The sequence below is a fragment of the Pseudoalteromonas sp. MIP2626 genome, assembly GCF_013414205.1.
GTDB classification, from domain to species: Bacteria; Pseudomonadota; Gammaproteobacteria; order Enterobacterales; family Alteromonadaceae; genus Pseudoalteromonas; species Pseudoalteromonas nigrifaciens.
In genome coordinates this window covers 116,043-142,022 of sequence record NZ_JAATTW010000004.1, presented here as the reverse complement: position 1 = coordinate 142,022, position 25,980 = coordinate 116,043, and the positions used below count along the sequence as shown (strand labels likewise).

Annotated in this window: 26 protein-coding genes; 10 read left to right on the top strand and 16 right to left on the bottom strand. The window is 38.5% G+C overall.

Features of this window, described 5'->3' with window-relative positions; all coding sequences use genetic code 11:
- Nucleotides 1–326 precede the first annotated feature (326 nt).
- Both HC000_RS04430 and HC000_RS04425 read right to left on the bottom strand, forming a co-directional pair.
- On the bottom strand, nucleotides 327–497 hold the full coding sequence (locus tag HC000_RS04430; RefSeq protein ID WP_157863178.1) for a hypothetical protein: 171 nt from the start codon (nucleotides 495–497) through the stop codon (nucleotides 327–329).
- Between the two features lie 297 nt (nucleotides 498–794).
- Nucleotides 795–1,295: a GNAT family N-acetyltransferase gene (locus HC000_RS04425; RefSeq protein ID WP_011328255.1), complete on the bottom strand. Its 501-nt coding sequence runs from the start codon at nucleotides 1,293–1,295 to the stop codon at nucleotides 795–797.
- 151 nt (nucleotides 1,296–1,446) lie between these two features.
- Here HC000_RS04425 and HC000_RS04420 point away from each other — a divergent pair, with 151 nt between their 5' ends.
- Nucleotides 1,447–1,650 carry a hypothetical protein gene (locus tag HC000_RS04420; RefSeq protein ID WP_011328256.1) on the top strand — a complete coding sequence of 68 codons (204 nt, stop codon included), beginning with the start codon at nucleotides 1,447–1,449 and terminating at the stop codon, nucleotides 1,648–1,650.
- 89 nt (nucleotides 1,651–1,739) lie between these two features.
- Here HC000_RS04420 and HC000_RS04415 read toward each other — a convergent pair whose 3' ends face one another.
- Nucleotides 1,740–1,937: a CPXCG motif-containing cysteine-rich protein gene (locus tag HC000_RS04415; RefSeq protein WP_011328257.1), complete on the bottom strand. Its 198-nt coding sequence runs from the start codon at nucleotides 1,935–1,937 to the stop codon at nucleotides 1,740–1,742.
- A gap of 448 nt (nucleotides 1,938–2,385) precedes the next feature.
- Between HC000_RS04415 and HC000_RS04410 the strand changes: the two genes are divergently transcribed.
- Both HC000_RS04410 and msrA read left to right on the top strand, forming a co-directional pair.
- Entirely contained in the window at nucleotides 2,386–2,907 is a 522-nt protein-coding gene (locus tag HC000_RS04410) for a TetR/AcrR family transcriptional regulator (RefSeq protein ID WP_041454430.1), read from the top strand.
- 772 nt (nucleotides 2,908–3,679) lie between these two features.
- Nucleotides 3,680–4,279: a peptide-methionine (S)-S-oxide reductase MsrA gene (msrA, locus tag HC000_RS04405; RefSeq protein WP_179807041.1), complete on the top strand. Its 600-nt coding sequence runs from the start codon at nucleotides 3,680–3,682 to the stop codon at nucleotides 4,277–4,279.
- Between the two features lie 97 nt (nucleotides 4,280–4,376).
- Here msrA and HC000_RS04400 read toward each other — a convergent pair whose 3' ends face one another.
- Nucleotides 4,377–6,488 carry a TonB-dependent siderophore receptor gene (locus HC000_RS04400; RefSeq protein ID WP_179807040.1) on the bottom strand — a complete coding sequence of 704 codons (2,112 nt, stop codon included), beginning with the start codon at nucleotides 6,486–6,488 and terminating at the stop codon, nucleotides 4,377–4,379.
- Nucleotides 6,489–7,287: 799 nt separating this feature from the next.
- The gene (locus HC000_RS04395; RefSeq protein WP_331459136.1) at nucleotides 7,288–8,292 is read right to left on the bottom strand and encodes a transposase; all 1,005 of its coding nucleotides are present in this window, start codon (nucleotides 8,290–8,292) and stop codon (nucleotides 7,288–7,290) included.
- Between the two features lie 275 nt (nucleotides 8,293–8,567).
- On the opposite strand from HC000_RS04395, the gene HC000_RS04390 reads away from it, so the two are divergent.
- On the top strand, nucleotides 8,568–9,761 hold the full coding sequence (locus HC000_RS04390; protein WP_179807038.1) for an acetyl-CoA C-acyltransferase family protein: 1,194 nt from the start codon (nucleotides 8,568–8,570) through the stop codon (nucleotides 9,759–9,761).
- A gap of 320 nt (nucleotides 9,762–10,081) precedes the next feature.
- Here HC000_RS04390 and HC000_RS04385 read toward each other — a convergent pair whose 3' ends face one another.
- Nucleotides 10,082–10,939: an AraC family transcriptional regulator gene (locus HC000_RS04385; RefSeq protein WP_257025423.1), complete on the bottom strand. Its 858-nt coding sequence runs from the start codon at nucleotides 10,937–10,939 to the stop codon at nucleotides 10,082–10,084.
- A 299-nt stretch (nucleotides 10,940–11,238) separates the two neighbouring features.
- Here HC000_RS04385 and HC000_RS18420 point away from each other — a divergent pair, with 299 nt between their 5' ends.
- The 4 genes from HC000_RS18420 (at nucleotide 11,239) to HC000_RS04365 (ending at nucleotide 15,483) form a co-directional block, all read left to right on the top strand.
- Nucleotides 11,239–11,394, top strand: coding sequence for a hypothetical protein (locus HC000_RS18420; protein ID WP_218910930.1), 156 nt, complete (start codon nucleotides 11,239–11,241; stop codon nucleotides 11,392–11,394).
- A 118-nt stretch (nucleotides 11,395–11,512) separates the two neighbouring features.
- Nucleotides 11,513–12,892 carry an NAD-dependent succinate-semialdehyde dehydrogenase gene (locus HC000_RS04375; protein WP_011328268.1) on the top strand — a complete coding sequence of 460 codons (1,380 nt, stop codon included), beginning with the start codon at nucleotides 11,513–11,515 and terminating at the stop codon, nucleotides 12,890–12,892.
- A 373-nt stretch (nucleotides 12,893–13,265) separates the two neighbouring features.
- Nucleotides 13,266–13,895: a response regulator transcription factor gene (locus HC000_RS04370; RefSeq protein WP_089368324.1), complete on the top strand. Its 630-nt coding sequence runs from the start codon at nucleotides 13,266–13,268 to the stop codon at nucleotides 13,893–13,895.
- Nucleotides 13,882–15,483, top strand: a complete 1,602-nt coding sequence (locus HC000_RS04365; protein WP_179807037.1) for an MASE1 domain-containing protein — start codon at nucleotides 13,882–13,884, stop codon at nucleotides 15,481–15,483. The genes HC000_RS04370 and HC000_RS04365 overlap by 14 nt, the downstream gene beginning before the upstream one ends.
- A 28-nt stretch (nucleotides 15,484–15,511) precedes the next feature.
- On the opposite strand, the gene HC000_RS04360 is transcribed toward HC000_RS04365, so the two are convergent.
- Nucleotides 15,512–16,054: a hypothetical protein gene (locus tag HC000_RS04360; RefSeq protein WP_179807036.1), complete on the bottom strand. Its 543-nt coding sequence runs from the start codon at nucleotides 16,052–16,054 to the stop codon at nucleotides 15,512–15,514.
- A 227-nt stretch (nucleotides 16,055–16,281) separates the two neighbouring features.
- On the opposite strand from HC000_RS04360, the gene HC000_RS04355 reads away from it, so the two are divergent.
- A complete protein-coding gene (locus HC000_RS04355) occupies nucleotides 16,282–16,998 on the top strand; it encodes a metal-dependent hydrolase (protein WP_179807035.1) in 717 nt (238 codons plus the stop codon).
- A 569-nt stretch (nucleotides 16,999–17,567) separates the two neighbouring features.
- Here HC000_RS04355 and HC000_RS04350 read toward each other — a convergent pair.
- From HC000_RS04350 to HC000_RS04340, 3 genes are all read right to left on the bottom strand, one after another.
- Nucleotides 17,568–18,185, bottom strand: coding sequence for a hypothetical protein (locus HC000_RS04350; RefSeq protein ID WP_179807034.1), 618 nt, complete (start codon nucleotides 18,183–18,185; stop codon nucleotides 17,568–17,570).
- 129 nt (nucleotides 18,186–18,314) lie between these two features.
- On the bottom strand, nucleotides 18,315–19,067 hold the full coding sequence (locus HC000_RS04345) for a DUF5677 domain-containing protein (RefSeq protein ID WP_179807033.1): 753 nt from the start codon (nucleotides 19,065–19,067) through the stop codon (nucleotides 18,315–18,317).
- Nucleotides 19,068–19,333: 266 nt separating this feature from the next.
- The gene (locus HC000_RS04340; protein WP_179807032.1) at nucleotides 19,334–19,945 is read right to left on the bottom strand and encodes an excalibur calcium-binding domain-containing protein; all 612 of its coding nucleotides are present in this window, start codon (nucleotides 19,943–19,945) and stop codon (nucleotides 19,334–19,336) included.
- A 284-nt stretch (nucleotides 19,946–20,229) separates the two neighbouring features.
- On the opposite strand from HC000_RS04340, the gene gloA reads away from it, so the two are divergent.
- The gene (gene gloA / locus HC000_RS04335) at nucleotides 20,230–20,757 is read left to right on the top strand and encodes a lactoylglutathione lyase (protein ID WP_179807031.1); all 528 of its coding nucleotides are present in this window, start codon (nucleotides 20,230–20,232) and stop codon (nucleotides 20,755–20,757) included.
- An 82-nt stretch (nucleotides 20,758–20,839) separates the two neighbouring features.
- On the opposite strand, the gene HC000_RS04330 is transcribed toward gloA, so the two are convergent.
- The 6 genes from HC000_RS04330 to HC000_RS04305 all read right to left on the bottom strand — a co-directional run bounded on the left by HC000_RS04330 (nucleotide 20,840) and on the right by HC000_RS04305 (nucleotide 25,940).
- Nucleotides 20,840–21,502, bottom strand: a complete 663-nt coding sequence (locus HC000_RS04330; protein ID WP_179807030.1) for an NAD(P)H-dependent oxidoreductase — start codon at nucleotides 21,500–21,502, stop codon at nucleotides 20,840–20,842.
- A 49-nt stretch (nucleotides 21,503–21,551) separates the two neighbouring features.
- A complete protein-coding gene (locus tag HC000_RS04325) occupies nucleotides 21,552–22,004 on the bottom strand; it encodes a DUF302 domain-containing protein (protein ID WP_179807029.1) in 453 nt (150 codons plus the stop codon).
- 116 nt (nucleotides 22,005–22,120) lie between these two features.
- The gene (htpX, locus tag HC000_RS04320) at nucleotides 22,121–22,990 is read right to left on the bottom strand and encodes a protease HtpX (protein WP_089368331.1); all 870 of its coding nucleotides are present in this window, start codon (nucleotides 22,988–22,990) and stop codon (nucleotides 22,121–22,123) included.
- Between the two features lie 154 nt (nucleotides 22,991–23,144).
- Nucleotides 23,145–23,828, bottom strand: a complete 684-nt coding sequence (bioD, locus tag HC000_RS04315; RefSeq protein WP_179807028.1) for a dethiobiotin synthase — start codon at nucleotides 23,826–23,828, stop codon at nucleotides 23,145–23,147.
- Nucleotides 23,829–23,907: 79 nt separating this feature from the next.
- Nucleotides 23,908–24,792: a methyltransferase domain-containing protein gene (locus HC000_RS04310; protein ID WP_179807027.1), complete on the bottom strand. Its 885-nt coding sequence runs from the start codon at nucleotides 24,790–24,792 to the stop codon at nucleotides 23,908–23,910.
- Nucleotides 24,789–25,940, bottom strand: coding sequence for an 8-amino-7-oxononanoate synthase (locus HC000_RS04305; protein ID WP_179807026.1), 1,152 nt, complete (start codon nucleotides 25,938–25,940; stop codon nucleotides 24,789–24,791). Before HC000_RS04305 ends, HC000_RS04310 begins: the two co-directional genes overlap by 4 nt.
- Nucleotides 25,941–25,980: the final 40 nt, after the last annotated feature.

Below are 25,980 nucleotides of genomic sequence, written 5' to 3'. Positions count from 1 at the left end.
ATAGTTTTATAAAGGCCTTGTTATAGAGCATAACAAGGCCTTTTTTATTGGTTTTAAGTTTATAGCATCACTCAGCCATGCTGCTTTGAATGTCTATTTGGGCGCTTAAAACTATATTTACAAATGTTGTACTTACGTCATTTTTTAAATTGAATTTGTAGTGGACTTTGCGTACTTACATTCTCCAGCGTTATAAAATGACATCCTCACTGTAAAATTTCTTGTGCACAATACAGTCCTATCACCCCACTCCTAAACATTACAATCTCGGTTACTAATGTTTGCATATGCCTAGGTTTGCTAACACTATTTGGCGAAAACCCGACTTATTTACTTTCACATTTATGGCCTTGATTAACAAGAGCAACTAGCTTATCTGGATAGACCGCATGGCTAATAAATTCATTGCTAATTGTGCTTCTTAGTAATGGCCTTGAAAACGCTATATCAATTTGCTCTGTAGCTGTCATTTCAAATAACGTTACGTGCACTTGCATATAGTAGGTTGTATAAGTGCGGACCAAAGCCACCATAAAGGTTAAACACGCCGAACTCAAATGTGCAATTTAAGTGAACCGGATAAGTCGTCAGGATCTCAGATATTGTAATTTGAAATAAATATCTGCGCTTAGCATTTACTACTGCCCTGCTACTTTATAAATTTAACACCTTTGCTAAGGTATTACTCCCTCACAGAAAGTATGATGTGTTCTTTACTGTGTTTACTTATAAACAATTACAGTAATTACGGAGGTAACGTTTAGATTTAAACCGGCTATTGTAGCACGTTAACTCTATAATAATTTATACCAAAGTGAACTGTTATCACTATTTTGTACACCACACTTTGGCGTAAATCCTAGCTTTATTAGCAAAGCGTGTGAACGTTGGTTGTGTGTACTTACCTCAGCATACAAATGTTTTAATTGTAATGCAGGCATTACTGCCATAAAACCTAAAAGCACTTCTTGCATAATTCCTTGTTGCCAAAAATCTGGGTGTAGCTCAAAACCTATAAAAGCAGTTTGCTTGTCTGTATTTATTTTGTATAAACCACACGAGCCTAACAATTGGCCATTGCTGTTATGCTCAATTGCTAAGCGCAATACACCCCCTTCGTAATAGCCGCTAATATCGTTTTGTATTAATTGCTTTACCTGTTGCTGGCTAAGCGGTGTTTGGTAATCGTTATATTGAGACACTAAAGGATGATTTAAAATGCCAAACAAAGCTGCGCCATGTTTGTGAGTTATTAAACGCAAGGTAACTCGCGGTAGTGTTATTGTTTTAAACATGCAATTACCAAAATTATAAATTTTTGAGCTACCTACTACTTAAATTCAATATTTGTAAAAATAGCTATTAAGCAATAAATAGCACTTTATATAACAGTATTATTAACTTACCATACTGCATTAACAAGCAATATATTGAGAGTAATTAGCCATGAGTGACGATTTTAAAGTAATACAGCCCACTACCACGGTTTATTGCCCTGAGCGCGGCGAAGGTTGGACCCTAACGGGGATTACTAATATTAACGAGTTCACTTCGGTGATGTTTGACGGCACGCGCTACACCCTTCCCGCTCGCGAAATTATAGAGCAGTTATTGCCAAACCAATTAGCAAGAGAGCAGCAAAATAAATAACGACTTTTTAGCTTACATAAAAAACCAAAAGGCTGCTTTGATAAAAAGCAGCCTTTTGGTTTTAAATTAAATCTGCGAGATTATAAAAGTTAAAATGCATCATCTTCACTGTATACATTAACACCAAGCTCAGCATCAGCATCTTCAAAAACTTTAAAAATAATTGGCTTACAACACACCTGGCAGTCTTCAATATACTGTTGGTCTAAATCTGCAGCATCTAGTAAAACGTCAATTGTTTCGCCGCAATAAGGGCAGCCAATCGATTTTTCGGTTAATTGATTCATTTACACACCAACCATTATAAATAAAGTTATTTTAGTTAAAATGCAGCTATTAAACAACATATCCTAAGTATTACACTGTGCTAATTTTTATAGCATTTACGCGAGTAAATATTATCGCTTATAACCAAGCTATTGGTTTATTTTAATGCGCTTAAATAAGGCAATAAACTCTAACTTGAGAGTTAGATAAACAAACTAGAACCTGTAGAATGAACAAATACATGTTTGCTATAATAATAACAATGCAGATTATTAATTGAGCATGCTCACAATAAAAATGAGCGCACTCAATTACTATTTACTTAATTTAGTAAGTAGCGAATAGTCAATAAGCATTTGCAAGCTTAAAATAGGGTACTCAGTTGTTTTTAATGCAGTTTTATAAACACTTATTTTGCACTTACAAACATTACTTAATAAAACTAGTAGAGAGCAATACACAAATATAATGGATAAAAAACAGAGAACACGTAATAAAATTTTAGCATCTGCTTGGGAGTTATTTTTATTACAAGGTTACGAGCATACCTCAACCCGAGAAATTGCAACAGCTGCTGGTGTGGCTGTGGGCACTGTATTTAGTCATTTCGAAAATAAAATAGACTTATTGATTGCCGGAATGCAGCAACAAATTACCGCTATAATTAATCAAGCTCGCGCATCCGATAAACAACACTCTCCTAGATTAAAGCTGCGTCATTATGCACATCCCCTGTATTATTTTTATTGTGAAAACAGTGAATTTAGTAAAATACTTATCAGTAATGTTATTTGGCAAGCAACCTTTTTTAGTGAGCAAGTAAGCCTGTTTAAACAGTTATTATTTCAGCAGCAAACTCAAATTGATGACGTAAAAGCAAGCGTAATGATTGACTGCTACTTTATGACTTTAATTAGCGGGTTAAACGAGCAATCTCCCAATGCCGATGCTATGTTAAGGCAACTTACCCAAAAAATAGCTTTGCTATAAACAGAGCACTATATAATTACTGGTAACTAAAACGGAGCATCGCTATGCGGTTAGCGCTATTGCTAAACTATACTCACCACAACAAAGCATGATGTGTTCTTTTGCTCATAACTTTGTCCATTAAAGCTAATAGCATTCAGTATAAATAAAATAAGCTCTGAATAAGGTGTTTAATACACTAGCCATTTCTTATTAAACTCCTATTCTGCACTTTAATAAGTACAGGTAATATTATACACCTCCAAGCAATACTGTATATAAACACAGTTACCTACAATGTTGTAACCCAGCTAAGTAAACCGGCACCATTAAAAGTTAAAACTTTATATATAACAACCTATTATAAAACTGAATTTATACATAAAGTTTATTATATAAAAACAAACACTGTACGCACACAGTCAACGCCATTTGTGCTAAATATCTCACTTCCCTACTTTTTAAATACATACCTCCACCAGCGGTATTGGCAGTTAACATTTTATAAGCTTGTGTACTAAGCACCTACCCGCTATCTTTTTGCTAATGCCTAGTTGTGAACCATCGGCAATAAGCATTTTATTAGTTTTACTGTTCTTAAAATTTGCTAACAAGCTTTGCGTTAGTCTCAAAAATAGGGTTTAGGCTTTAAAGTGGGTTTTATTAAAGTGGCCTCATTCACTAAAGCGCGTTGCGGCTTACAAATAAAAATGAAATACGTTTTACTAATAGCGGGTCTAGTAACTATACCAATATATTTATTTATACATTCATCAAACAGATGCGAGATTTTATGAAAAGAATATTAGCCTTAGCGTTAACATCATCCGTTATATTTTATGCATCGCTCGCCCATGCAAACAAAACCGAAAAAGCCGTTTTAGCCGGAGGTTGCTTTTGGTGTATGGAAAGTGATTTTGAAAAGCTAGCAGGTGTAACCGATGTAATATCGGGTTTTACGGGAGGTAAACTTAAAAACCCAACTTATAACGGCAATCATCGTGGTCATTATGAAGCTGTAGAAATTACTTACGATCCTGCAATAGTTAGCTATAAAGCTATACTCGAGCATTACTGGGTAAACATTGATCCCTTTGATGCTAAAGGCCAATTTTGCGATAAAGGGCCAAGTTACCTAAGCGCTATTTTTGTAGCTAACGAGCAAGAGCGCAAATTAGCAGAGCAATCTAAACAAGCAGTGAGCAAACAGTTCCCAAATAAAACCGTGGTTACCCCTATACTAAACACCAGTACCTTTTACCCAATTAAAGGCGATGAAAGTTACCATCAAGATTATTATAAAAACAATCCTATTCGCTACAATACCTATCGCTGGCGTTGTGGGCGCGACAACCGCCTAGAAGAAATTTGGGGCGATAAAGCAAGCCATTAAAGTACCCACAATAAAATACCTTACTCAATACTAGATTAACTAACAGGCTGCTTATATTAACCAGCCTGTTATACGTTTTTAAAATACGTGTAAGGTATTAAAACTTAAACGAGGCAGAAAATCTAACACTACGAGGCGTGCCTGGTTGCACCCAAGCGTCTGAAAATGAGCTGATATAATAAGTTTCATTAAATAAGTTATCTAGCTCCCCTGTTAGCGTTATTGAGTCTGATACGGCGTAACGCATAAATGCCCGAGCAGTTATATAACTTGGCAGTGTAAAGTCGGTACCAAAAAAGCCATTTCGATCTCCCACATAAAGTAAACCACCACCCAATTTTAGTGCTTTTCCATTCACTTCTGTCGACTTTACCAACTGTAAACTCAATTGATGCTGAGGAATATTTAACAGCGAGCTGCCTGCAGCTATATTTAGGCCAAAGTTGCTATCGTAAAATGAATTTTTGGTTGTTGCATCAACATAAGCATAAGACGCCCACAGGTTTAAGTTATTCGTTAGTTGACCATTTATATCAATTTCAAACCCTTTACTTTGCGCCTCCCCAATAGCGGCACTGGTAAATGCTGTTGGATCGTCTACTACCAACATATTTTGTTGCTCAACTTTAAATAAGGCTAAGGTGCCCACCAGCGCACCGTTATTTAAACTAACCTTAACGCCTACTTCCTTTGAAGTTGTTTGGTTTGGTTTAAAGCCGTTTCCCTGGGCGTCGGTACCCGAAAGCGGACGAAAGTTTTCACCATAAGCCGCATAAGCCGATATAAAGTCAGACACCGCATACACAGCCCCTAATTGCGGACTAATACGCGATTCTGTTTGTTTATACCCTGTATTAGTTAAACGATTATTAAGTGTTTGCTTAAAATCGTCTAAACGCGCGCCAAGACGTATATCTAGCTTATTGGTTAAACTTATTTGATCTTGTATAAATACGCCCAATGATTGCTGAATTTCAATACGAACAGTATGAGTGGTGGGTGCAGGTAGCGCATAAGCACCATACTCTGGGTTATATACATTAATATATTGATCGCCCTTTACCTGTAGTAAAAACTGATCGTTTTCAAATTTATCGGTATCAGCCCCTATAGTTAAACGATGCTCAAACCCTGCAAAATTAATATCGCCAGTAACTTCGCCGCGTAAAACCTTATAGTTTGCACTGTAATCTCGATAACGCCTAAAGCGATTAACCTCATCATTCACTACACCTGCAAAACCAGTCTCAGTAGCAAAGCCTGTTAACTTAGTATCACGGTAATTAGCAGCAATTAATACACTCCAGTCGTCATTAATATCATGCTTAAGTTCAAGCTGATGGCCAACTACTTGTGCTATAATAGGGCCATCACCCGGCTCACCTAAAAATCGGTTTGCAGGAATAACCCCAAGCTCACCTTTTATTGCTAACACTCCTCTATCAAAAGGTATTGTTTGCTTACTGTATTCAAGTTCGTAAATCAGTTCACTATTGTCGTTAATATACCAAGCTACTGATGGGCTAACGCCTTGTTTGGTTTTTTTAATGGTGTCTCTAAAGCTATTTGAATCTTCATAAAAACCGATCAGTCTAATTGCAACATCATCAGAAACCCCAGTGGTGTAATCTATATCAGCCCTATAGGTATCCTCACTTGCAACAGCAAGTTTTAGTTCGCCTGCGGTATCAAATGTTGGCCGTTTAGTTATTAAGTTAACCACTCCGCCAGGTTCTCCCCGACCAAATAACGCAGCACGCGGCCCTTTTAGCACCTCAACCGAGGCAATACTTGACAGATCTCGCGTACCACCCAAGCCCCAGCCTATATTAAAGCCATTAACTAAGTAGTTACTCGAGAGGTTTTCATCTCCTGTAAAACCACGTAAAGCAAAATTATTTAACAGGCCACCAAAGTTATTTTGCCTAGCAACCGAAGCAGATAGATCCAATGCTTGGTTTAAATCCCATGCGCCAGCATTTTCAAGCGTTGCTAAATCGATTGTTTGCTCAGCTTGTGGTGTTTCTAAAGGCGTAAAGTTACTGCTGTATACATGACGCGAGCCTATCACTGCAACCCTCTCTATAGCTGTATTAGCCTGATTAAATAGCGGTGGTTGCTCAAAGGCTGAGCTTGTTTGGCTGGTAAATAAGAAAACTAAACAAGCAGATAAATAAGTAAGCTTACGCTCTTTAAAATTGGTGTTCATTGTTAACCTTGTTAATTACATAACTAAAATTGAATTGCAGCCTAAAGCAGTAACTAGTGCTTAGTACTTATAGGCTGTTTGCAAAGCTTGGCATGTGAGGTAATGCCGCTTTTGTTGGATTACGTTTAAAGCATTGACGTTTATAAACGTGCTGTAGCTTATAAACTGGTTATACAAATTTACGGCCATAGCCGTGTGATTAGAATTAATTAACTTACAAAATGACATGCCTAGCGTGATCATCACCAGCGGCGTGTAATTAATACTAAATACCCAGGTACGTGCTCATATAAGCATTCGTGCGGTACGTATGATTTAAGCTGTAGTCGTAGGCTAAAATAAATTCGGTGTGTTTGGTTAAGTGCTGTTGCTGCAAAGCGGCTTTATATTAAAGATAATACTGGGCGCCGTTTTTCGATAAAAGTCCAAAAAATTCAATAGATTAAATTGGCTTGTTCACCCTTGCTATTATCCATACTATATTGAGTAAACTAAAGCTGGCAGTCTTATACCATAAACGGTGTTTATTGCAATATTGGCATGAAGTTATTTATTATTAAAAATGGGACAGGCATATTAAAAAGGGATTAAAATGGGACAGGCACATATTACCTGGTTTATTTAACCTCAAAGTTCGTCATCGTTATTTACTAATTCCCTCTCACTTCTACGCTCTATTAGTTTATATAATTTAAGTTATTAGTAGATATATGTTTAGTAGGGATATCAGGCAGGTAAAGTTAGTTTCAAAGGTGGTTTGTTAAAGTTGTTGTTTAAGTTATCGCTGAAGGTGTGGCGCTCACCCTGCACCTTTGTACCATTTAACATCGTTATTCGCGGCTTGCTGCTTTAATCGTTGTTTACTCCCTGCAAAGTTTGAATATTTATGCCTAAATCGTTGAATCGATTCAAGCCATTGTGCTTCTTCTATATTCAGAGTAACTAGCACTTTAGGAATTGCTTTATTTATATATCCTTTTTTGTTTGGAGAAATTTGACGACCACTCCAATCTACTAATTCTAGGTAATCTAGTAACGCAAAAGGTATAGTGTGTTTTATGTTGTTAGCGCAAAATGGCTTTAGCTGACTTGGTTGACTTTGATCTTGAACACTATCTTTTTGTTTTGAGCGGTTATTTGTTTGAACCGTATTTTTAGTAAAGGCTGTCAATTGCGCTATACGTTCTTGAATAGAAGTAAAATCACTGTCTTCTAACGTACCGGCCATGTTTGCTCTAATAGGATTTAAATCGACATAGGCCATGCAACTAAGCAATGCGGTTTCATCTAATAATGCTTGTGATTTATAGCGCCCTTCCCAGTACTTACCTGTGCAGCTATCTTCCTTATTTGCTTCACGGGCAATGTATTCATTTAGGTTTTTCATATACCAGCTTATGTCGTAAAGTCTTTCTCGCCATTTAGCTATAATTTCATTAAAGCAAACTAAACTCGCATTATCTAACTGCTCGCCTTTTAAGTAACTATCCACCAAAGCGTGGCCATTATAAAGCCTATACCAGCGTTCAATTACTTCACTATCTGCCCAATCTAGTGCCTGCTTTCTATTAACATTTACAACTAAGTGATAGTGATTACTCATAATTGCGTAAGCTGCAATCTCTATGGCAAACACACTACTTAACAACTTTATACGCTCTACTAGCCACTCTCTGCGGTGATCAAAGTTTTTACCTGTGTATTTATCATCACCACACAAAAAAGCTCGCCTAACGCATCTAGCTATTAAGTGATAATAAGATGTTGATGCCAAATCAATGAGATTTTTTCTTGCGCGTGTCATAAAATACAAAACCAACAACCACTGGATATAATAACAGTAGTATCTAATGTGAGTTTTGCAAATACTTTGTGCCTGTCCTTTTAAATCCTCTTTTTAAATCTCTTTAAAGCAAAAACATAAAATGATTTACAAAGTTGTATATCAACTCAACGCCTGCAGCTTTAGTTTATTTTAAAATTATGTTTTGATGAATTAAAGTCAACCTTTATCCTTTTGCTCTTTTAATATCATTTAGAACAAAGTGGATACAAGCAAAAAAATAATAAGAGAACACAATGACACAATTTAATAACAATAGCGTAGTAATATTAAGCGCAGTACGCACTGCTATCGGTGGCTTTGGTGGCAGCCTTAAAAACTTCACTCCCGCTCAGTTAGGCACTATGTGCGCCAAAGAAGCATTAGCCAGAGCCAATATTTCACCAAAGCAAGTTGGTTCATGTGTGGTAGGTAAAGTGATACATAACGGTCCTAAAGACGCGTATTTGTCGCGAGTTATTGGGCTAGATGCAGGGTTACCAATTAGCAGTCACGCGGTAACACTCAACCGCTTGTGTGGTTCGGGTTTAGAAGCCATTATACAAGCAGCACAACAAATTCAATTAGGTGATGTAAACGCAGCATTAGCAGGCGGAGCAGAAAGCATGAGTAGCTCAGGCTACACTCTAGCAAGTAATCGTTGGGGCCAAAAAATGGGTGATAGTACAGTAGTTGATGAGCTAACTACCACATTACAAGACCCATGGGACAACACCCCTATGGGCGTTACCGCTGAAAACATTGCAGAAAAATATAGCATTAGCCGCAAGCAACAAGACGCTTACGCAGCACAAAGCCATCATAAAGCGGCTAAAGCCATTACCGCAGGCTATTTTAAACAGCAAATAATGCCCATCGAAATTAAATCTCGTAACGGTAATCAAATTTTTGATACTGACGAGCATGTTCGTGCTGACACAACGGTCGAAAAAATCGCCACCTTAAAACCCTACTTTAAACAAAATGGTACAGTCACCGCAGCCACCTCATCAGGTATTAATGATGGCGCAGCCATGTTAGTGCTTATGTCGGAGCAAAAGGCCAATGAACAAGGCTTAAAACCACTCGGTCGCCTAGTCGGTTATGCCAGAGCAGGTGTTGAGCCTTCATTAATGGGCACAGGGCCTATTCCTGCTGTGCAACAGGTGTTTGAAAAAACTGGATTAACTATTGATGACATGGACGTAGTAGAATCAAACGAAGCCTTTGCCGCACAGGCATTATGCGTAGGCAATGAGTTAAACTTTCCTGAGCATAAAGTAAACCCCAATGGCGGAGCTATAGCACTTGGCCACCCTGTTGGCGCAACCGGTGCTATTTTATCGACCAAATGCCTGTACGAACTGAAACGCATTAACGGTAAATACGGCTTGGTCACTATGTGTATTGGTGGCGGACAAGGTATAGCTGCTATTTTTGAAGCGCTTTAGTTATAAAAGATTTTAAAAGAAATAGCGGCTTGAAGTGAGCCGCTTTAATTTAGTAAAAATAAAGTTTTGATTGGTAAAGGACATGATTATTAAAGGACAGGCATAAACCTGTTAATTGCTTTATGCCTGTCCCTTTATTTTCCTAGTTAAAATGAGTTTATTAGCAAATAGCCTGGGGTATAGAATCATTCATATTCCTAACCCACCTAGGAAAATGGCTTAGAAAATATCAGGGTTTAATTTACGGCACTGTTAATTATTTTATGCCTGTCCCTTTATTTCTGCTTTGTGACCATCTGGAAGACTGCTGTTGCGATGCTTTAATCCAAGTCATTATTTGGACTGATGCCAAACAGTCGTTTATATTCTCGGCTAAACTGGCTAGGGCTTTCATATCCTACTTGCAGGGCAATGTATGATATTTGCGCGTCATTGATTTTAATCAGCCGTCGCGCCTCCATTAATCGTAAGTTTTTTTGATACTGTAGCGGACTCAACTGAGTAATTTTCTTAAAGTGTTGGTGAAACCCTGAAACACTCATACCGCAGCGGCTTGCCAAGTCTGCAATAACCAAAGGTTCATCTAGATGTGCTTTCAGCCAATCGACTGCTTGAGCAATACGATGAATATGGCTGCCATTCGTTACCAGTTGGCGCAGCTTATCGCCTTGTTTTCCTGATAGTAATCGATAATAAATTTCTTGCTGTATTAAAGGAGATAGAAATTCAATATCATTTGGATAATTAAGTAACTCTATCAATCGATCAAACGATGGCATGATAGAGTCATCTAATTGCCATTTGATTCCAAAATAACCCTCGTCTATATGTTTTTTAGGTGGTATTTTAGCCAGAACGTCGCGAATCATTAGCAAATTTAATTTCATAGATAATACAACAACAGGATTGTCTAACGAAGCCTGTTTAATATGTATGTTCAATGGAGCGTCTACTGGACTAAACATCAGGTTAGTATTGTCAAACTTTACACAATCTGTTCCTAAGTAAACCTCGCGCTCGCCTTGTAAAACAATACATATACTAGGCTCTAGGACATAACCGATTATTTTTTCTGGCCTGTCGGCACAATGAAATACTAAGTCTGGAATATCTGATTCGATGGTTTGGTTCTTAGGGATTAATCTAAGTAGTTGCTCAATGTTTGTTTTCTGCATCATATTTTACTTATTTTTAGAACCTGATTGACAGTACAAATTTTTATAGGATTAGGCAACACATTTGTAGGACTATTATAACGAATTATTAAGCTGTCCCTTATAATGATCGCATCACAAAATGAAAGTATTACACAGCTTAGGCAATAGCAGCCTGTGATCAGTTTGGCCATACAAGTCTTGTCGATGGTTCACTAAGTTTTTGATTTGGTGTTCTTTCAAGAACCAGATAAAAAGGGTTTTAATCCAGAACAGCTGTTTGTGATGGGTTATGCAGCGCGTTTCGATAGCGCGCCCTGAACATGGCAGCACAACAGTTAAAATTACCAATTACAGCTTCAACATCTGCTCAAGTCGGTCTTGGTATGAAAGCCGATAATAGCTATAACTTAATATATATAGATCTGTCTGTTGAAGTATCACGTATTAACAATGTGCAATCACAAAATCTCATCTAACCTGTCCTTACTCTAATGCAACATTTAGTATTGATGTACGCTTACATGTTGCAGTTGTATAAATAATAGTTGTACTCAGTGAGTCACTATAAATGAACTTTTAATCCAAGGAATATTTATGAGCGAATATAAAGTAACCAATCCAGCAACTGGCAAAGTTGAAGCCAGCTACCCTACTGCAAATGAACAAGATATTCAGCAAGCCATCACAAAAGCTGATGATGCCTATAAAGAATGGCGTAACATCTCTCTTAGCGAGCGCAGCGCACTTCTGCACAAAATTGCAGATATCTATATTGAGCGTCAAGATGAGCTGGCAAACATGATCGCTGTAGAAATGGGCAAGCCTGTAGCCCAAGGTAAAGGAGAGCTCGCTCTAGTCGCTGAAATATATCGCTATTATGCAGACAACGCAGAACAGCTATTAGCACATAACCAAATCAATGTAGCCGAAGGCTCAGCTTTTGTAGAGAAACTGCCAGTAGGCGCATTGTTAGGAATTATGCCGTGGAACTATCCGCATTATCAAGTAGCACGCTTTGCAGCACCTAACTTTATGGCAGGCAATACAATTATTTTAAAGCATGCCCCGCAGTGCCCTAAAACGGCAGAAGTAATTGTCGAAATTCTTAAAGATGCCGGTTTACCAGATGGCGTATATAACAATGTATTTGCTACCAATGATCAAGCCGCAACTATCATCGAAGACAGCAGAATACAAGGCATCTCATTAACAGGTTCTGAGCGTGCAGGACAAGCAGTTGCTAAAATAGCAGGCGGCGCCCTTAAAAAGGTCGTTTTAGAGCTTGGCGGTTCAGATGCCTTTATCGTTGCAGCAGATGCTGATATTGAGCAAGCAGTAGCAGATGCCATCACCGGCCGCTTTGGCAATACAGGACAAGCTTGTAACGCCGCTAAGCGCCTAATTGTCGTTGAAGCCGTTTATGATAAGTTTGTACAAGGCTTTGCCGATGCGGTTCGTGAGATGACGTTGTCTGATCCATTAGATCAAACAACCTTTATCGGACCGATGTCCTCAAAAAGCGCTGCAGTCAATTTACAAAAGCAGTTAGATGAAGCAATAAAAGCTGGTGCCACCGTTCTAATTGAAGGCGGCATTGTCAAAGACAAGCCAGGCGCTTGGTTTGCTCCAGCAGTACTTACCAATGTCGATAACTCAATGGCTGTTTATAGCGAAGAACTATTTGGTCCTGTTGCTGTTATTTATAAAGCTCGTGATATCGCTGATGCGATCAAAATTGCCAACGATGTTCCATTTGGTCTTGGTGCGTCAATCCAGACTAAAGACTCAGAATTGGCAGCTGAGATTGCTGATCAGTTAGAAGTCGGCATGGTGACCATAAACGCACCTTCTGGTACTGAAGCCAACACCCCTTTTGGCGGTGTTAAGCGCTCAGGCTTCGGTCGTGAACTTGGTACCCTTGGTATTACTGAATTCTTAAACTACAAATTGATTCGTAATAAAACCAGTGCATAGATTTAAAGTATAATTCTTATAAATAAATAACAAAAAGCCTAGCGTTAACATGCTAGGCTTTTTTGTTGCTCACTGACCCGTCCTGAAATAACTTTACGAACAAGGAGCTTATAAATAGACTTATCCATCTAAGAGCAAACATAGACTTTCAAATAACCACCAGCCCAAACTATAAATCTTCTAGAGATTAAGCTAGCTGACATTAAATTCCACAGCTTATTTTTAGTAAGATCGTGAAGTATTCAAAAATTTAGGCACTGTAAATTATTTTATGCCTGTCCCTTTATTTTTCTACCTAATTACCCTTTCTAAGATTTTTTCCTAGCCAATACTTACCTATTACCATGTATAATAATTTTAAAGGGAGATATAAATGCACATTGGTATCATAGAAGATCATCAACTAGTAAGAGATAGCTTTAAAAAGCTACTCGAATTACAGCCAGATTGGAAAGTAATAATAGAAGCTTGCAGCGTAAATGAAGCAAAGCTTGCGGTTGAACTAGAACAACCCGATATATTTATAGTGGATATATCGCTTAACGGAAAAGAAACCGGGCTTACTTTTTTATCTTACCTTTTTGAGCATTTTCCTAACATTAAAACCATTGTTGCCTCCATGCATGACCATGAACCCTATGTGAGTAACGCTTTGCGACTTGGCGCGTTAGGTTATGTGTCAAAACGCTCGGCTTCTGAAGAATTAATAGATGCGGTTAAGTCTGTAGCTTTGGGTAAGCGCTATATAAGCGAAGACGTAAACTTTGCCCTAACCACAGAAAGTAGCGCACTTACGCTACTAACAAATCGAGAAATAGAGGCCTTACCATTATTTTCTAAGGGGCTTAATGCCAAGCAAGTAGCACAAGCATTAGGAATAATGCCTAAAACTGCTCATGTCCATAAGGCAAATATATACACTAAGCTTAACGTTACAACTTCATTCGAGCTGTTAAAAATTGCAATAGATGTAGGAGTAATACAACTAGATGAGCTTACTTAGCCTATCCCCCTCGTTTAGTTTTTTTATTACTACAGCTTTTAAACAAGTAACCAAGCAGTTACTTGTTGGGCTTGTTTATTTTGTTATATTTGCTGCAGCTTTTTGGCTCAGCAAAAATCTAGAAACAGTCCCCGAAAGCAGCGCAATTTTTATTCCTGCGGGCATTAAAATTGCCTTCTTTTTACTTTTACCTACAAAGTATTGGCTAACTTTATGGGTAACATCTCGTCTTCTCGCTGCCTTTGTGGGTGCTTTTAATAATGAAGTTTTAGCTCTTGCACAATGGGATTTTAATTTATTTCATGGTTTTTGGCAGGAGCTTTGCTTTGTTGCGCTTATTTATATTTTAAAAAACAGCCGTTGGCCGCCCAGTATTAACGATAGCCAAGGTATACTTTCGTTAATATTACTGGCTGTTGCTAGTACATCTATTAAATGGTTTGTATTTGCTAGTGCGTTTGAATTTACCAATATACTGGTTGCTACAGAATTATTACAGTACCAGTTAAATATGTGCCTTGGGGATATTACCGGCACACTATTAGTCACTCCGCTAATGATGCTAATTTTTAGCGTGAGGCATAAATTAAATAAATCGCTATTACTAAAAATGATGCATTTAGGGGCTGCTTTATTGTGCCTTTTATTAATTGTAATTTTTGTATATGCACTACGCCCCGACACCTACCCGCTACTAAGGCTCGCCTCGTTATTACCCATTATTTGGTTTTCGTATAGGTTTGGCTCTTTGGGCGCTGTAACCAGTGCCACGTTAATTAATAGCTTAATTATACTCGAGGCAAGCTTTACTCATGCCCCTGAAAACACTTATATAAGCCAGTTATTCATTTTAGCAAATGCAATTACCAGTATGGTTTTAGGCGCTGCAATTACTGAACTAAAACGTAAAAATAATGAGTTATATAAAACGAACCTAGAACTCAGAAAGCAGTTAACTAAAAACACACACCTTGCGGCTAAAATGGTTAGCGTACAAGAAAATGAGCGAAAACATCTTTCTCAAGAGTTACACGACGAGTTGGGTCAAAATCTCACTGCTTTAAAAACTGACTTATCTATTTTGTCTCACATGAGTAATAAAGATACTCAGTCGTTTGTTAAAAGCTTAAAAACGAATGCCAATACCATGTACGATTCGGTATACCAATTAATGCATTACCTTCGCCCACGCGAATTAGACGAACTTGGCTTAAATAAGGCAATAACAGCCGGGCGACTAAAAAGTTTACTGCATAAGGCAAAAATTAATTTTCAGGCCGACTTTAAAATTCATAAAGCCCTGTCAAAAGATCATGAAATAGCTATTTATCGAATATGCCAAGAAGCTGTAACTAACTGTGTTAAGCATAGTAATGCCAGCAAAATGCATATAGAACTCGTAACCGATAATAATTTTATTACACTAACCATTAGTGATAATGGCAGTTTAGCAACACCTGCTAACAACTCGGGTAATTATGGTTTAGCTTTTATTGAAGAGCGCGCAATGGCATTGGGCGGAACTTTTGAAGTGTGTGTAAAAAATGGCTTTACCATTAAGGTAAAGCTTCCTTTTTACTTTGATTAGTTAGCACATTGCTTAATTTGTAAATTGCTTAGCAAATAAAAACTTGTTTAGTATAAAACTTTTGCCTTAATTGGCCTGCTTCTATATGTTCGGGATTAACTTGTATTTCAGCTTGGTTACCTATTAGCTGCAGTAGCATACCTTGTGCTATTTGGCTGTTGCCAAGCCTTGACTTTACCACCACTTGCTTGCCTATAGCGCCTTGTAATCGTGGCTTTGGCAAACTAGGTTTGCTAATTGGTTTTAACCCTTCCGACTTTGCAAATAAGTTTACGCAGTGCTGCTTAGCTGCAACTATCAAATCGTCTTTACCTTTAACCACGTCAACATTATTTAATAAATGGATAAATGCTTGATTAGCTCTATCAAACTCTGTAGACACATCAGTTAAACCCCGTATAGCTGCCCATTTTCGAATGACTATATATTTACCCTTTTTAATACGCGCTAAACTAATTGAGGTACCTGTCATTTTGCTATACCACTCAATACGATAGCAAAATGAGCCTAGGCTATGTAAAAACACCGTAATATTGCCAAATTCCTTTGTGCTTGCTTCAATTAAACTCATTTTACTTCCCTAACGTCCTAGTTAAATTGAGTTTATTAGCAAATAGCCTGGTATAAAATCATCCATATTCCTAATCCATCTAGGAAAATGGCTTAGAAAATACAAGTGGATTAATTTACGGCACTGTTAATTATTTTATGCCTGTCCCTTTATTTGTCTTAAAGAACATTGAACAATAAACTTTTCAATTGTTAGAATGCCCACCTATTTCCCCATCAAGAGACACAATGGCAAACTTCAATACTCATCTTAATACTGCGCTAATCATCACAGGCTTAGCCTCAGCCACCTTATTATCTGCAGAACATATTGATTTAAAGGGCGCGCTCTGGTTATGGTTTTTAGGTTCAATCGGCGGTTTATTACCAGATATAGATTCAGATAACTCCACATCACTCGACACTATTTTTAATTTATTTGCACTCAGCGCTGTATTACTGGTACTGCATTACATAACCACTGAGCTAATTATTAAAATTAGTTTTATCGAGTTAATTGTAGTGCCGTTATTGGTGTACGGATTTATGAAATATATTATTAGACCACTTTTTGAATGGATCACAGTACATAGAGGCAGTTGCCACTCTTTACTATTTATACTGCTATGCGCGCTATTAACAACACAAGTAACATGGAAACTGAATGATCAACCAACCACACAAGCAGCCACCTTTGCATGGTTAACGGGTGGGTTTATTTTACTCGGAGGATTAATTCATTTATTGCTGGATGAAATTTACAGCGTAGATTTAAGTAATGTCACAATTAAACGCTCTTTCGGGACAGCTCTAAAAATAGCTGACTTCGATAATAAATTAATTACATTATCATCGATTGTTGCCATTGCAGGTTTAATCTATGTCGCTCCCCCTACAAAACAAACTATCACAGCGTTAAGTGATTGGTCTCACTTTAGATTTCAATCTTTAAAAATTAGATTTTAAGCCCTCTATACGCATAATGATACGCATAATGATACGCATAGCGAAATCAAGTGAATAACATTGACACCCACCCTAGTTTTTCAAACTGATTGGAGTGGGTGTCATCATAATTTTATTCTTTGTGTTTGCTTCAATTAAACTCATTCCACCTAGGGAAATAGTTTATAAAATACCAGCATGAAATTTACTGCTCTGTTTTTTTATGCCTGTCCCTTTATTTCCACTAAACTACAATTCTCCAGTTTCACATATACGAACGAGGTAATCTCGTTTAGATACTACGCATTTAGTAGGTGAAGAATCAACATTAAGGAAATTTTGCAAACATGAGGCCAGTGTGTCCATTTCTTCCGTTCCAAAATTCTGATCTCCCTCTTGGTATGCAAGTAACATATATGCACCTATGCGACGGTTGATATTTATAAAATATTTAGGAGTCGTCGGAGCAATAGTAGCCGCAATATGTTCGAACAAATGATAAGTGTAATAAAGTAAATACGGTAATCTGGTGTAGAGATACCTTTGCTGAGTATAAATTTGCTTTCCTTTTGAAAAAACAAAATTTATGTTTAGCAACTCTGTTTTAATAGCCTTATGCTCAGTAAATAAGTGCATTGCGTGATTGCAAACTCCATCGAAGCTATCATCACTTTTTTGTCATAGCGAAGTTCTGAAATGTATTGACTGTCAATAGCCTCATCTAATCCAATTTTAGATAATACTTTGCTAATACGACGGGCATGCCCTTCGGGACCTCCGCCATTTTTAGGTCTTAAGAACAACGGATCAGTAGATAGTTTGTTTACAAAATCTGTTTCGTCTAGCGCCATTGACTCGAGTAAATACAAACTTTCTTGCAGAGGTTTACGGAGTAACATATATGCCACTGCCATTTTTCCCTTTTTGGAAGCAGAAAGCGCTTCAAAAATACAGTGCAACATATCAGAAAGTACAGCAGGTAAAACCATTGAGCGTACTACAATAGCTCGTTCATCATGTTTGTTATTTTTTTGAAGCCAATCAAGAATGTGTAGGTCACTAGATTCTAGAGAATCTATTTCCTCTTGTGAAAATTCAAAGGTTTTATTGAATGCATTTTGTTGTTCACCAGAACGTATAAACTCGACCATTACATCATGAATATAGAGACAAGCATTATGAGCATCTTCAAATTCTTTTGGTAACATCGTCTAAACTCCGCAAATGGTATAACGCCCGCTTAGCAGGCAAATGCTGGTTGGCTAATATCCGAAGCGCAGCGTAGGAGCCAACCAGTATTTGTCCTTGTTGAAGCGCTTGTTACACGGCGGATTACACTATTTCTGGTTTTCAAATTTACCGCCGAATTCTGCTTTTGCTTTGAGTAAATACTCCGAAACCCACTCTAAACAAAGTCCTGTGTATTGAATCTCTACTTGTGATTCGACACCACGACCTCTATTACCATCAGCCATTCTATAGAAGCCCATTGGGAAAGTATGGGTATGGTTAGATGCAAATATGTATTTAAACCTGAAGTCTGAGACGTTACCACCACTTGCAGTCAGAATTTCATCCTGACTCTTGAAAAAGGCATTTTTACCTTTTAAAAAGTGTGTTTGTTGTTTATCAGATAATTTACGAAACCATTTGTTGGATTTTAAATTTTCAACGACTTCATTTTTTACGCTCTTAGCTTCTTCCTTTTCCTCGAAGTCCATGCCTAACGCATTGAACATTTTAACCCTTGATAGATGGTCGTGTAGATTCATCAATTGCCAACGAGCATTCCACTCTTCACTTGAGCATTTATCAATACACAGGTAATAAAAAGTAAGATAACACTCAATAAGATCTCTAGTTAAAGATGCAACAGAACTGTAATCCCAGTGAGCATCCTTACCAATCTGGTCGGGTTTTGGAGCCAAGCGACCAATGGAGTGAGCGCAATTACATAACTTCGTAAACAACAGCGAAGCATAAAAATGAGAACTGGTTGGTGATGGTATTCCAGCACACCCTTGAGACAGCTTTGTACATTCTAAAAGCGCAGACTCATATTTTTTAAAAGATTCGTGATAATTTTCCATTGAACCACTTTAGCCGTGTAACAGCTTATTGAACACCACTTTTGGGGGTTATAACACCCCAAAACGGCGCATATTACGTTGTTCGATAATTACATTAAACAACCCATTTACAAACAAGTAGTTACAATTGCTATTTTGTAACCTTTGTTATTTAAACCCAAAACAACTTTAATAATGTTATGGGACAAAATCTACACCACTGTATTTATACACAGTAATTTATTGAATCTATTTTTTATAAAAACGCATCTGCAATTATCACCTTTTTAAAACCTTGAATCATTTTCACAAGGTATCCCGTCGTTATCGCCATCCATTTTTGTATTCGGGCAATTATTAATAAAAAATACAGCTTCGGCTCGTGAGGTCATTTGGCTGCAATGTTGCCTGCTATCGCAGCTAAAATTTTGTGTATTTTTAGGAGTAACTACCTTCGGGTATTTTTCATCAAAGGTGGTTAAGTCGGCATTGGTAATAACGGGGGTGTTGTTTTTATTGCCTGCATGAGTGTTTGCGAAGTACCTATTGTATGCGCTAAAACCTATGCTTAATATAATTGCCAGCGCAACAAGGTTAGCTAAAGTGCTCGACTTCTTTTTTGCTTTACTCATTTTAAAGGGTCTATTAAAAGCAGCTGTTTTTGCTAGTTTGGTTTCTACTTTGCTTTCGATTACGCCTTCAATGCGGCAATTAATTGCTTTGCTTTTACCATTGGGATCAGTAGCTACCTCAAAATAGATAGTGTCGCCTACTTTGGGTTTACGGCTAATGTGTTTAAGCGAAGATATGTGTATAAAGGTGTCGTGTGCAACGCTGCTAGATTTAATAAAACCATAGCCTCGGTTGTCGTTCCACGACGTTAACAATCCTTTGTTCATTGGTGTTCCTGATTTTTATACTTTTTATTAGTTATTTTTTATGTGTTACTTATGCAAACTATACGTTTCTAAAAGTGGTCGGTAAACTTATTTTAAGTAATTTTAAAATTAAACTACTTTATAGCCATTGCTTGGCGGTATTTTAATTAACTAATTATTGAATAGTGATTGAATAACGAATGAATTACATAGGGTGGTTTTAATTTGCGGTGCTGTTGATTATGATGGCACTAGAAATACTTAATAAGTCTGTTGTGCTTTAAATTTTTAGTAAGGATCATCTTATGTCTAGCTATAACGAATCTCCAGAGCAAGTTACTAAAGCGACCGAAGGTTATGTAATGCAGCAAACTATGCTGCGAATTAAAGACCCAAAACCGTCATTAGCATTTTATGAAAACGTATTAGGTATGAAGTTGTTGGGCAAATATGACTTTCCTGGTATGAAGTTTACCCTGTACTTTTTAGGTTACGAGCAACAACTGCCTGCGGGCGATGATAAAACCAAAGCTGAATGGGTGTTTCGCCGCCCTGCACTAATTGAGCTTACCCATAATTGGGGCACAGAAAACGACGATAGCTTTGCAGGCTATGTAAGTGGTAACGAAGAGCCTAAAGGCTTTGGCCATATTGGTATTAGCGTACCCGATGTATACGCCGCGTGCGAACGTTTTACAAAATACGATGTAGAGTTTGTAAAAAAACCAGACGATGGCTCGATGAAAGGTTTGGCGTTTATTAAAGACCCCGACGGCTATTGGATTGAAATACTCTCGGCCGAGGGCATTACCGAAATTATTATGTCTCAGTAATAGCTAGGCCGTATGTTTAAAGTTATAAAGCCAGCAGCTAAGCTGGCTTTATTGTTTGTAGGCGTTGTTAATTAAACTTAGTTTATTTAGGAGCGTTTCGCTGTGAGGGATCTTTAGTAAAGCTGCTTAACACTTCAGTTGGATTTTGAGTTAGTTTTTGCTGTTGAGCAGCCTCTGCCCACCAGGCTAATTGAGTAAATGTACGTGAGAAGTAATAAAACCAAGTGTCTTGTTCACTTTGCTCATTGAACGAGCCATTTTCAGCCATTACCTCCTGCGCTTTTGGTACATGGATCATTGCTGATACGGGTAAACAGCCTAATTCACTTAAAAAGTTACGCATACCCATTGCGGCGCGCATACCACCCCATTGCCCAGCAGAGTAAGTAACAATAGCGCTGGGTTTGTACGAAAACAGTGAGCTGCCAAAATGGTTTAATAAGTTGGCCAGTGCTGGGCTCATAGAATGGTTGTACTCTGGGCTGACCATAATGTAGCCATCGGCTGCGGCAATTTTATCAGCGAGGGTATTTAGCTGCTCCGGAGCTTTACTTTTGGGGTAAGCAAAGTGTGGCTTAAATACCGGTTCGAGCGGGTAATCTAGCGCGTCGATTAGCTCTATTTCGTGTGTACTAAATTGGCTTTGCAAACACGCTATACATGCTTGGGCTACGCGCTCGCCAAGCCTTGCTGGTTTAGGTGGTGTGCTATTGCGTACGGTGCCTAAAAATACTAAAAACTTCATGTATATTCCCTCGTTGTTTAAATTACTTTTTTAGGATTGGTAATTAAGCTCAGGGCTGTATAGCCTGTGCAGCAAGCTCTGCAAGTACATTGGCAAGCTTTGTAGCAACAGCGCATTGCCCTGCACCATGGCGCTTAGTTAAATAGCTAGGATCGTTGTAGCTCAACCATACTTTTGCATTGGCGTCTTGCCAAACAAGTGCTTTAAGCGGTAAATCAATCCCCATTGTTTGCGCGCACTGCATTAAAGGAGTACCGCCTTGTGGATTACCAAATATAATAACTTCGGTATAGCCAAGCTGCTGCCCTACTTTTTTAGCCCCTGCGGCGTGATCAATACGTGCAAAAATTGTCAGTCCTTTATTTTTAGCCAGTAGCTCAAACTTATTCATAGTGGCTTTGGCGCTTTGCTGGCTTTGTAGTGTTATTAGGCCGTTTGTTGCTTTAGCCGGAAAAAACACAAAAAATAACGCAAATACAAAAGTGGTGCTTAATAGTTTCATGTATAAACTCTGGTTTGGTTAAACATATGAGCAACCAACTTAGCATGTAATTTAGCCACAAAAAAGCCAGCGGTTAAGCTGGCTTGGTATATATGCAATAACTTTGCGCTAAAACATTATTTACGCAGTGCGTCTATACGGGCGTCAAGCGGTGGGTGCGACGAAAACAACTCAGCCATACCTTTACCACTGGCAATACCAAACGCCATCATTGAGCCTTCTAGTTGCGAAGGATGATTTTGCTTTAATCGCTCAAGGGCTGAACGCATTTTGTCTGCGCCTACAAGTTTGGCAGCGCCGCTGTCGGCAGCAAACTCACGTTGGCGGCTGTAATAAGCCACTATAACGCTGGCTAAAATGCCAAAAATTACTTGAAACAACATATCGAACAGGAAGTAGGTCCAGCTGTTGCCGCCCTCTTGTTCATCGTTGTTACTGTTTATAAAGTTATCTACTATGCCTGCTAGCACTTTAGCGGCAAATATAACAAAGGTGTTTACCACGCCTTGTATAAGTGTAAGCGTTACCATGTCGCCATTAGCAATATGCGATACTTCGTGGGCAAGTACGGCTTCGGCTTGATCTTGGCTCATGCTGTGTAATAAACCTGTGCTTACTGCCACTAGTGAGTTGTTTTTACTTGGGCCGGTGGCAAATGCGTTCATTTCTGGGCTGTCGTAAATGGCCACTTCTGGCATTTTAATGCCGGCTTTTTGCGCTTGTGCTGCAACCGTAGTTACTAGCCAATGTTCGGTTTCGTTACGTGGTTGGGTAATAACATGTGCGCCGGTTGATTTTTTAGCCATCCATTTCGACATAAATAACGAAATAAACGAGCCACCAAAACCAAACACAGTGGCAATCATTAGCATACCGCCTAAGCTACGGTTGCTTAGTCCAAATACACTCATCACTATTGAAAGCACTACACCTAATACCAACATAACCGCGAGGTTTGTTAGTAAAAATAAAAAAACACGTTTCATACTTGTCCTCAAAAAATAATATCGATTGCGGTACTATTAATATGTTTAGTGCGTTTGGCACTAAATTGATTAAAAGCAATCACTGCGTTATGACACAGTATGTCACAACGTCAGCGCTATTCTGTGACAAACTATGTCGTAAAACAAGTGTTTTTTATGTGTTTAGTGCGAAATTTTCTAGCAGTGTTTTATATATTTGTAATTTAGGGGTTTGCTCACTGTATGGGCTTATTGCCAGTATAGGAAAGGGTAAACGTAATTTAAGTGAATCAAGATTAGCTTGGTACTCGTCCATGTTTGGATCAACCTGATTTGCAATCCAGCCAATGCAATTTATACCCATACTTTGAATATGTGCAGCCGTAAGGAGTGCATGATTTAAGCAGCCTAACTTCATACCTACTACTAATATTACCGGCAGTTGCTCTGCTTTAACCCAATTGTATAAATAATCTGTGTTGCTTATAGGCAGCGCCCAGCCACCAGCCCCTTCGGTAAGTATATAATCGGCACCTTGCTGTTTTACGTTTTTATACGCGCTGCTTAGGTTATCTGCAGTAATAGTAACCCCTGCTTGCTCGGCGGCTATGTGCGGGGCAATAGCTGGTGCAAATGCAAATGGGTTAATTACATCGTACTTGGCACTTACCGTTGCGCTTTCCATTAATATTAGTGCATCGGCATTTACTAGCTGATCAAACGCCATTTCGCAGCCAGACGCGAGCGGTTTAAAACCAATTGCTTGCTTTTTATGTTGGGCAAGTAGCTTTAGTAATAAACTGGTAACGTGGGTTTTTCCGGCGTCGGTGTCGGTGCCGGTAATAAAAAATTCTTTCATGGCGTTATTTACCTTTGCTGTTTTATTTAACGGTTTTTATTTAGCGATTTTTATTTAGCGATTTTTATTTAACTGGTTTTTATTTACCAAGTGCTAATAGCATAACGTGATACGACACGTGCGCTTTATTATTTTTAAGCGGATATGCGCTGCATACCTGCTGCAAAGCGTGCTTAGTTAACAAGCCTCTGCGCGTATTACTGTGATTTTGCGCTGTAGCACCTATGGCCTTAATAGAGCGAATGGCATTTAATGGCGATGTAAACTCATCGCTATACAGGGCTTTTTGTATTGTATTTATAGTAAACCCAGACTTTTGGACTGATTGGTTTATATACTGTTCGCTATTAAAGGTATTTATATGGCTGTTGTTATCAAGTGCGCTAAATGCGGTTTTTATCTCGTTAAGCGAGCCTTCAATAACGCAGCTAATATAGGCTTGCCCGCCTGGTTTGAGCGCAGTATAAAGCGATTTTAATAATTGAGCAAAATCGGCCGACCATTGCACTGCAAAGTTACTGTAAATAATATCAATACTATTGGCTTGCAGCGGTAGATTATCCATATCGGCGCATAGCCGTGGCGTATTTAGTGCGCTGCTTTGTAGCATGTTTAAACTAAGATCCATGGCAATAACGCTGCCAAATAATGTTTGCAAAGTATGTGTATTAACTAATGGCCCTGCGCCTAAGTCGATACACAGTTTGGCTTTATTACTGCTATTTGCATTCGCTTTTATAAGTTTAAATAAATCATCTGCGGCTTGTTTTTGCACATTAGCATGGTGGTTATAACTGCTGGCCGCTTTTGAAAACTTACTCTGCGCCCCCTTTTTAAGGCTACAGCTTGGTAATAATATAGGCCCTGCTGATAATGATTGTATATTTAACGGCTGCCTATTTGGCTCTGTATTTAATGGCTGTGTAGTTATAGAAGCAGCATTTAAAAGTGTTTGAGCAATCATACTAATGCACCTACTAAGCTATTAACTAAATGGTTAATGTCGTGCTTTGTATGCGCTGCGCTGAGAGTAATTCGCAAACGTGCGGTGTTATGAGCAACGGTTGGCGGGCGAATAGCAGTAAGCCAAACACCGTATTTTTTAAGTTTATTAGCCACGTTTAAGGTGTACTCGGCGCAGCCTAAAACAATAGGCTGAATAGCGGTACTTGACTCCATTACGGCAATATTATGTTGTTTAGCAAGTTGCTTAAAGTAGCTAATATTTGCCTTTAATTGAGCGCGTTTATCATCTGCGGTTTTAATCGCTTTAATACGTGCAAGAGTAAGCCCTGCAATAAGCGGCGACATAGCCGTGGAGTAAGTGTAATCGCGATTAAATTGCAGCATGTAATCAATAAAATGTTTACTGCCTAATACACACGCGCCGCTACTGGCTACCGCTTTGCCAAAAGTAATAACCAGTAACTCAGGTAGTTGCTCGGTATTAAGCGCCTCGCAGCTGCCTAATCCGGTTTTACCTAATACGCCAAAACCATGAGCGTCGTCTATCATTAGCCAAGCATTGTGCTGTTTGGCTAACGCCAGTAGCTCGCTAAGTGGCGCTTTGTCGCCATCCATCGAAAATATACCTTCGCTTATAATTAGCTTATGCTGCGCTGTTGATTTTTCTAAGCGGGCGCGTAAATGGTTCATGTCGTTATGATTAAAACGGATTAAAGCGGCGTTAGCATGCAGTGCGCCGTCTATTAGGCTGGCATGATTAAGCTTATCTTGAAAAACAGCACTGTGCTGCGCTACGGTTTTATCTTGAAACAGCGCTTTTATTACACTGCTATTAGCACTAAAGCCCGAGCTAAACAGCATGGCGGCTTCGTAACCTAACTGTGCGCACAAATACTGCTCTAATGCATGTTGCTGAACTTGATAACCGGTAACTAACGCTGAGCTGTGACTCCCTAATGCTGGTAATTCATTTAAAGCAATTGCGTTATCGCCAAAGCCTAAGTAGTCGTTACTGGCAAAATTAAGATAGGTTTTGTTATTAATAGTAATTTTGCGCGCCGTAGCATGCTGTACTTGGTGGCGTTTACGCAGTAGCGCATCGTGCAAGCAAGCTTGCAGATGCGTATTTATAAATTCAAATGACATTTGGCTGTGTTTACCTAGGCTTAGTTATAGCTTAGTTATT

Excerpts from the sequence above, each read along its gene's own strand:
- HC000_RS04360 (WP_179807036.1), bottom strand. The coding sequence starts at position 16,054 with ATGAGTTTAATTGAAGCAAGCACAAAGGAATTTGGCAATATTACGGTG.
- gloA (WP_179807031.1), top strand. The coding sequence starts at position 20,230 with ATGTCTAGCTATAACGAATCTCCAGAGCAAGTTACTAAAGCGACCGAA.
- HC000_RS04350 (WP_179807034.1), bottom strand. The coding sequence starts at position 18,185 with ATGTTACCAAAAGAATTTGAAGATGCTCATAATGCTTGTCTCTATATT.
- HC000_RS04425 (WP_011328255.1), bottom strand. The coding sequence starts at position 1,295 with ATGTTTAAAACAATAACACTACCGCGAGTTACCTTGCGTTTAATAACT.
- msrA (WP_179807041.1), top strand. The coding sequence starts at position 3,680 with ATGAAAAGAATATTAGCCTTAGCGTTAACATCATCCGTTATATTTTAT.
- HC000_RS04370 (WP_089368324.1), top strand. The coding sequence starts at position 13,266 with ATGCACATTGGTATCATAGAAGATCATCAACTAGTAAGAGATAGCTTT.
- HC000_RS04365 (WP_179807037.1), top strand. The coding sequence starts at position 13,882 with ATGAGCTTACTTAGCCTATCCCCCTCGTTTAGTTTTTTTATTACTACA.
- HC000_RS04420 (WP_011328256.1), top strand. The coding sequence starts at position 1,447 with ATGAGTGACGATTTTAAAGTAATACAGCCCACTACCACGGTTTATTGC.
- HC000_RS04395 (WP_331459136.1), bottom strand. The coding sequence starts at position 8,292 with ATGACACGCGCAAGAAAAAATCTCATTGATTTGGCATCAACATCTTAT.
- HC000_RS04310 (WP_179807027.1), bottom strand. The coding sequence starts at position 24,792 with ATGATTGCTCAAACACTTTTAAATGCTGCTTCTATAACTACACAGCCA.
- HC000_RS04400 (WP_179807040.1), bottom strand. The coding sequence starts at position 6,488 with ATGAACACCAATTTTAAAGAGCGTAAGCTTACTTATTTATCTGCTTGT.
- HC000_RS04330 (WP_179807030.1), bottom strand. The coding sequence starts at position 21,502 with ATGAAGTTTTTAGTATTTTTAGGCACCGTACGCAATAGCACACCACCT.
- HC000_RS04385 (WP_257025423.1), bottom strand. The coding sequence starts at position 10,939 with ATGATGCAGAAAACAAACATTGAGCAACTACTTAGATTAATCCCTAAG.
- HC000_RS04390 (WP_179807038.1), top strand. The coding sequence starts at position 8,568 with ATGACACAATTTAATAACAATAGCGTAGTAATATTAAGCGCAGTACGC.
- HC000_RS04410 (WP_041454430.1), top strand. The coding sequence starts at position 2,386 with ATGGATAAAAAACAGAGAACACGTAATAAAATTTTAGCATCTGCTTGG.
- HC000_RS04415 (WP_011328257.1), bottom strand. The coding sequence starts at position 1,937 with ATGAATCAATTAACCGAAAAATCGATTGGCTGCCCTTATTGCGGCGAA.
- HC000_RS04325 (WP_179807029.1), bottom strand. The coding sequence starts at position 22,004 with ATGAAACTATTAAGCACCACTTTTGTATTTGCGTTATTTTTTGTGTTT.
- htpX (WP_089368331.1), bottom strand. The coding sequence starts at position 22,990 with ATGAAACGTGTTTTTTTATTTTTACTAACAAACCTCGCGGTTATGTTG.
- HC000_RS04305 (WP_179807026.1), bottom strand. The coding sequence starts at position 25,940 with ATGTCATTTGAATTTATAAATACGCATCTGCAAGCTTGCTTGCACGAT.
- HC000_RS04340 (WP_179807032.1), bottom strand. The coding sequence starts at position 19,945 with ATGAACAAAGGATTGTTAACGTCGTGGAACGACAACCGAGGCTATGGT.
- HC000_RS04375 (WP_011328268.1), top strand. The coding sequence starts at position 11,513 with ATGAGCGAATATAAAGTAACCAATCCAGCAACTGGCAAAGTTGAAGCC.
- HC000_RS04345 (WP_179807033.1), bottom strand. The coding sequence starts at position 19,067 with ATGGAAAATTATCACGAATCTTTTAAAAAATATGAGTCTGCGCTTTTA.
- bioD (WP_179807028.1), bottom strand. The coding sequence starts at position 23,828 with ATGAAAGAATTTTTTATTACCGGCACCGACACCGACGCCGGAAAAACC.
- HC000_RS18420 (WP_218910930.1), top strand. The coding sequence starts at position 11,239 with ATGGCAGCACAACAGTTAAAATTACCAATTACAGCTTCAACATCTGCT.
- HC000_RS04430 (WP_157863178.1), bottom strand. The coding sequence starts at position 497 with ATGCAAGTGCACGTAACGTTATTTGAAATGACAGCTACAGAGCAAATT.
- HC000_RS04355 (WP_179807035.1), top strand. The coding sequence starts at position 16,282 with ATGGCAAACTTCAATACTCATCTTAATACTGCGCTAATCATCACAGGC.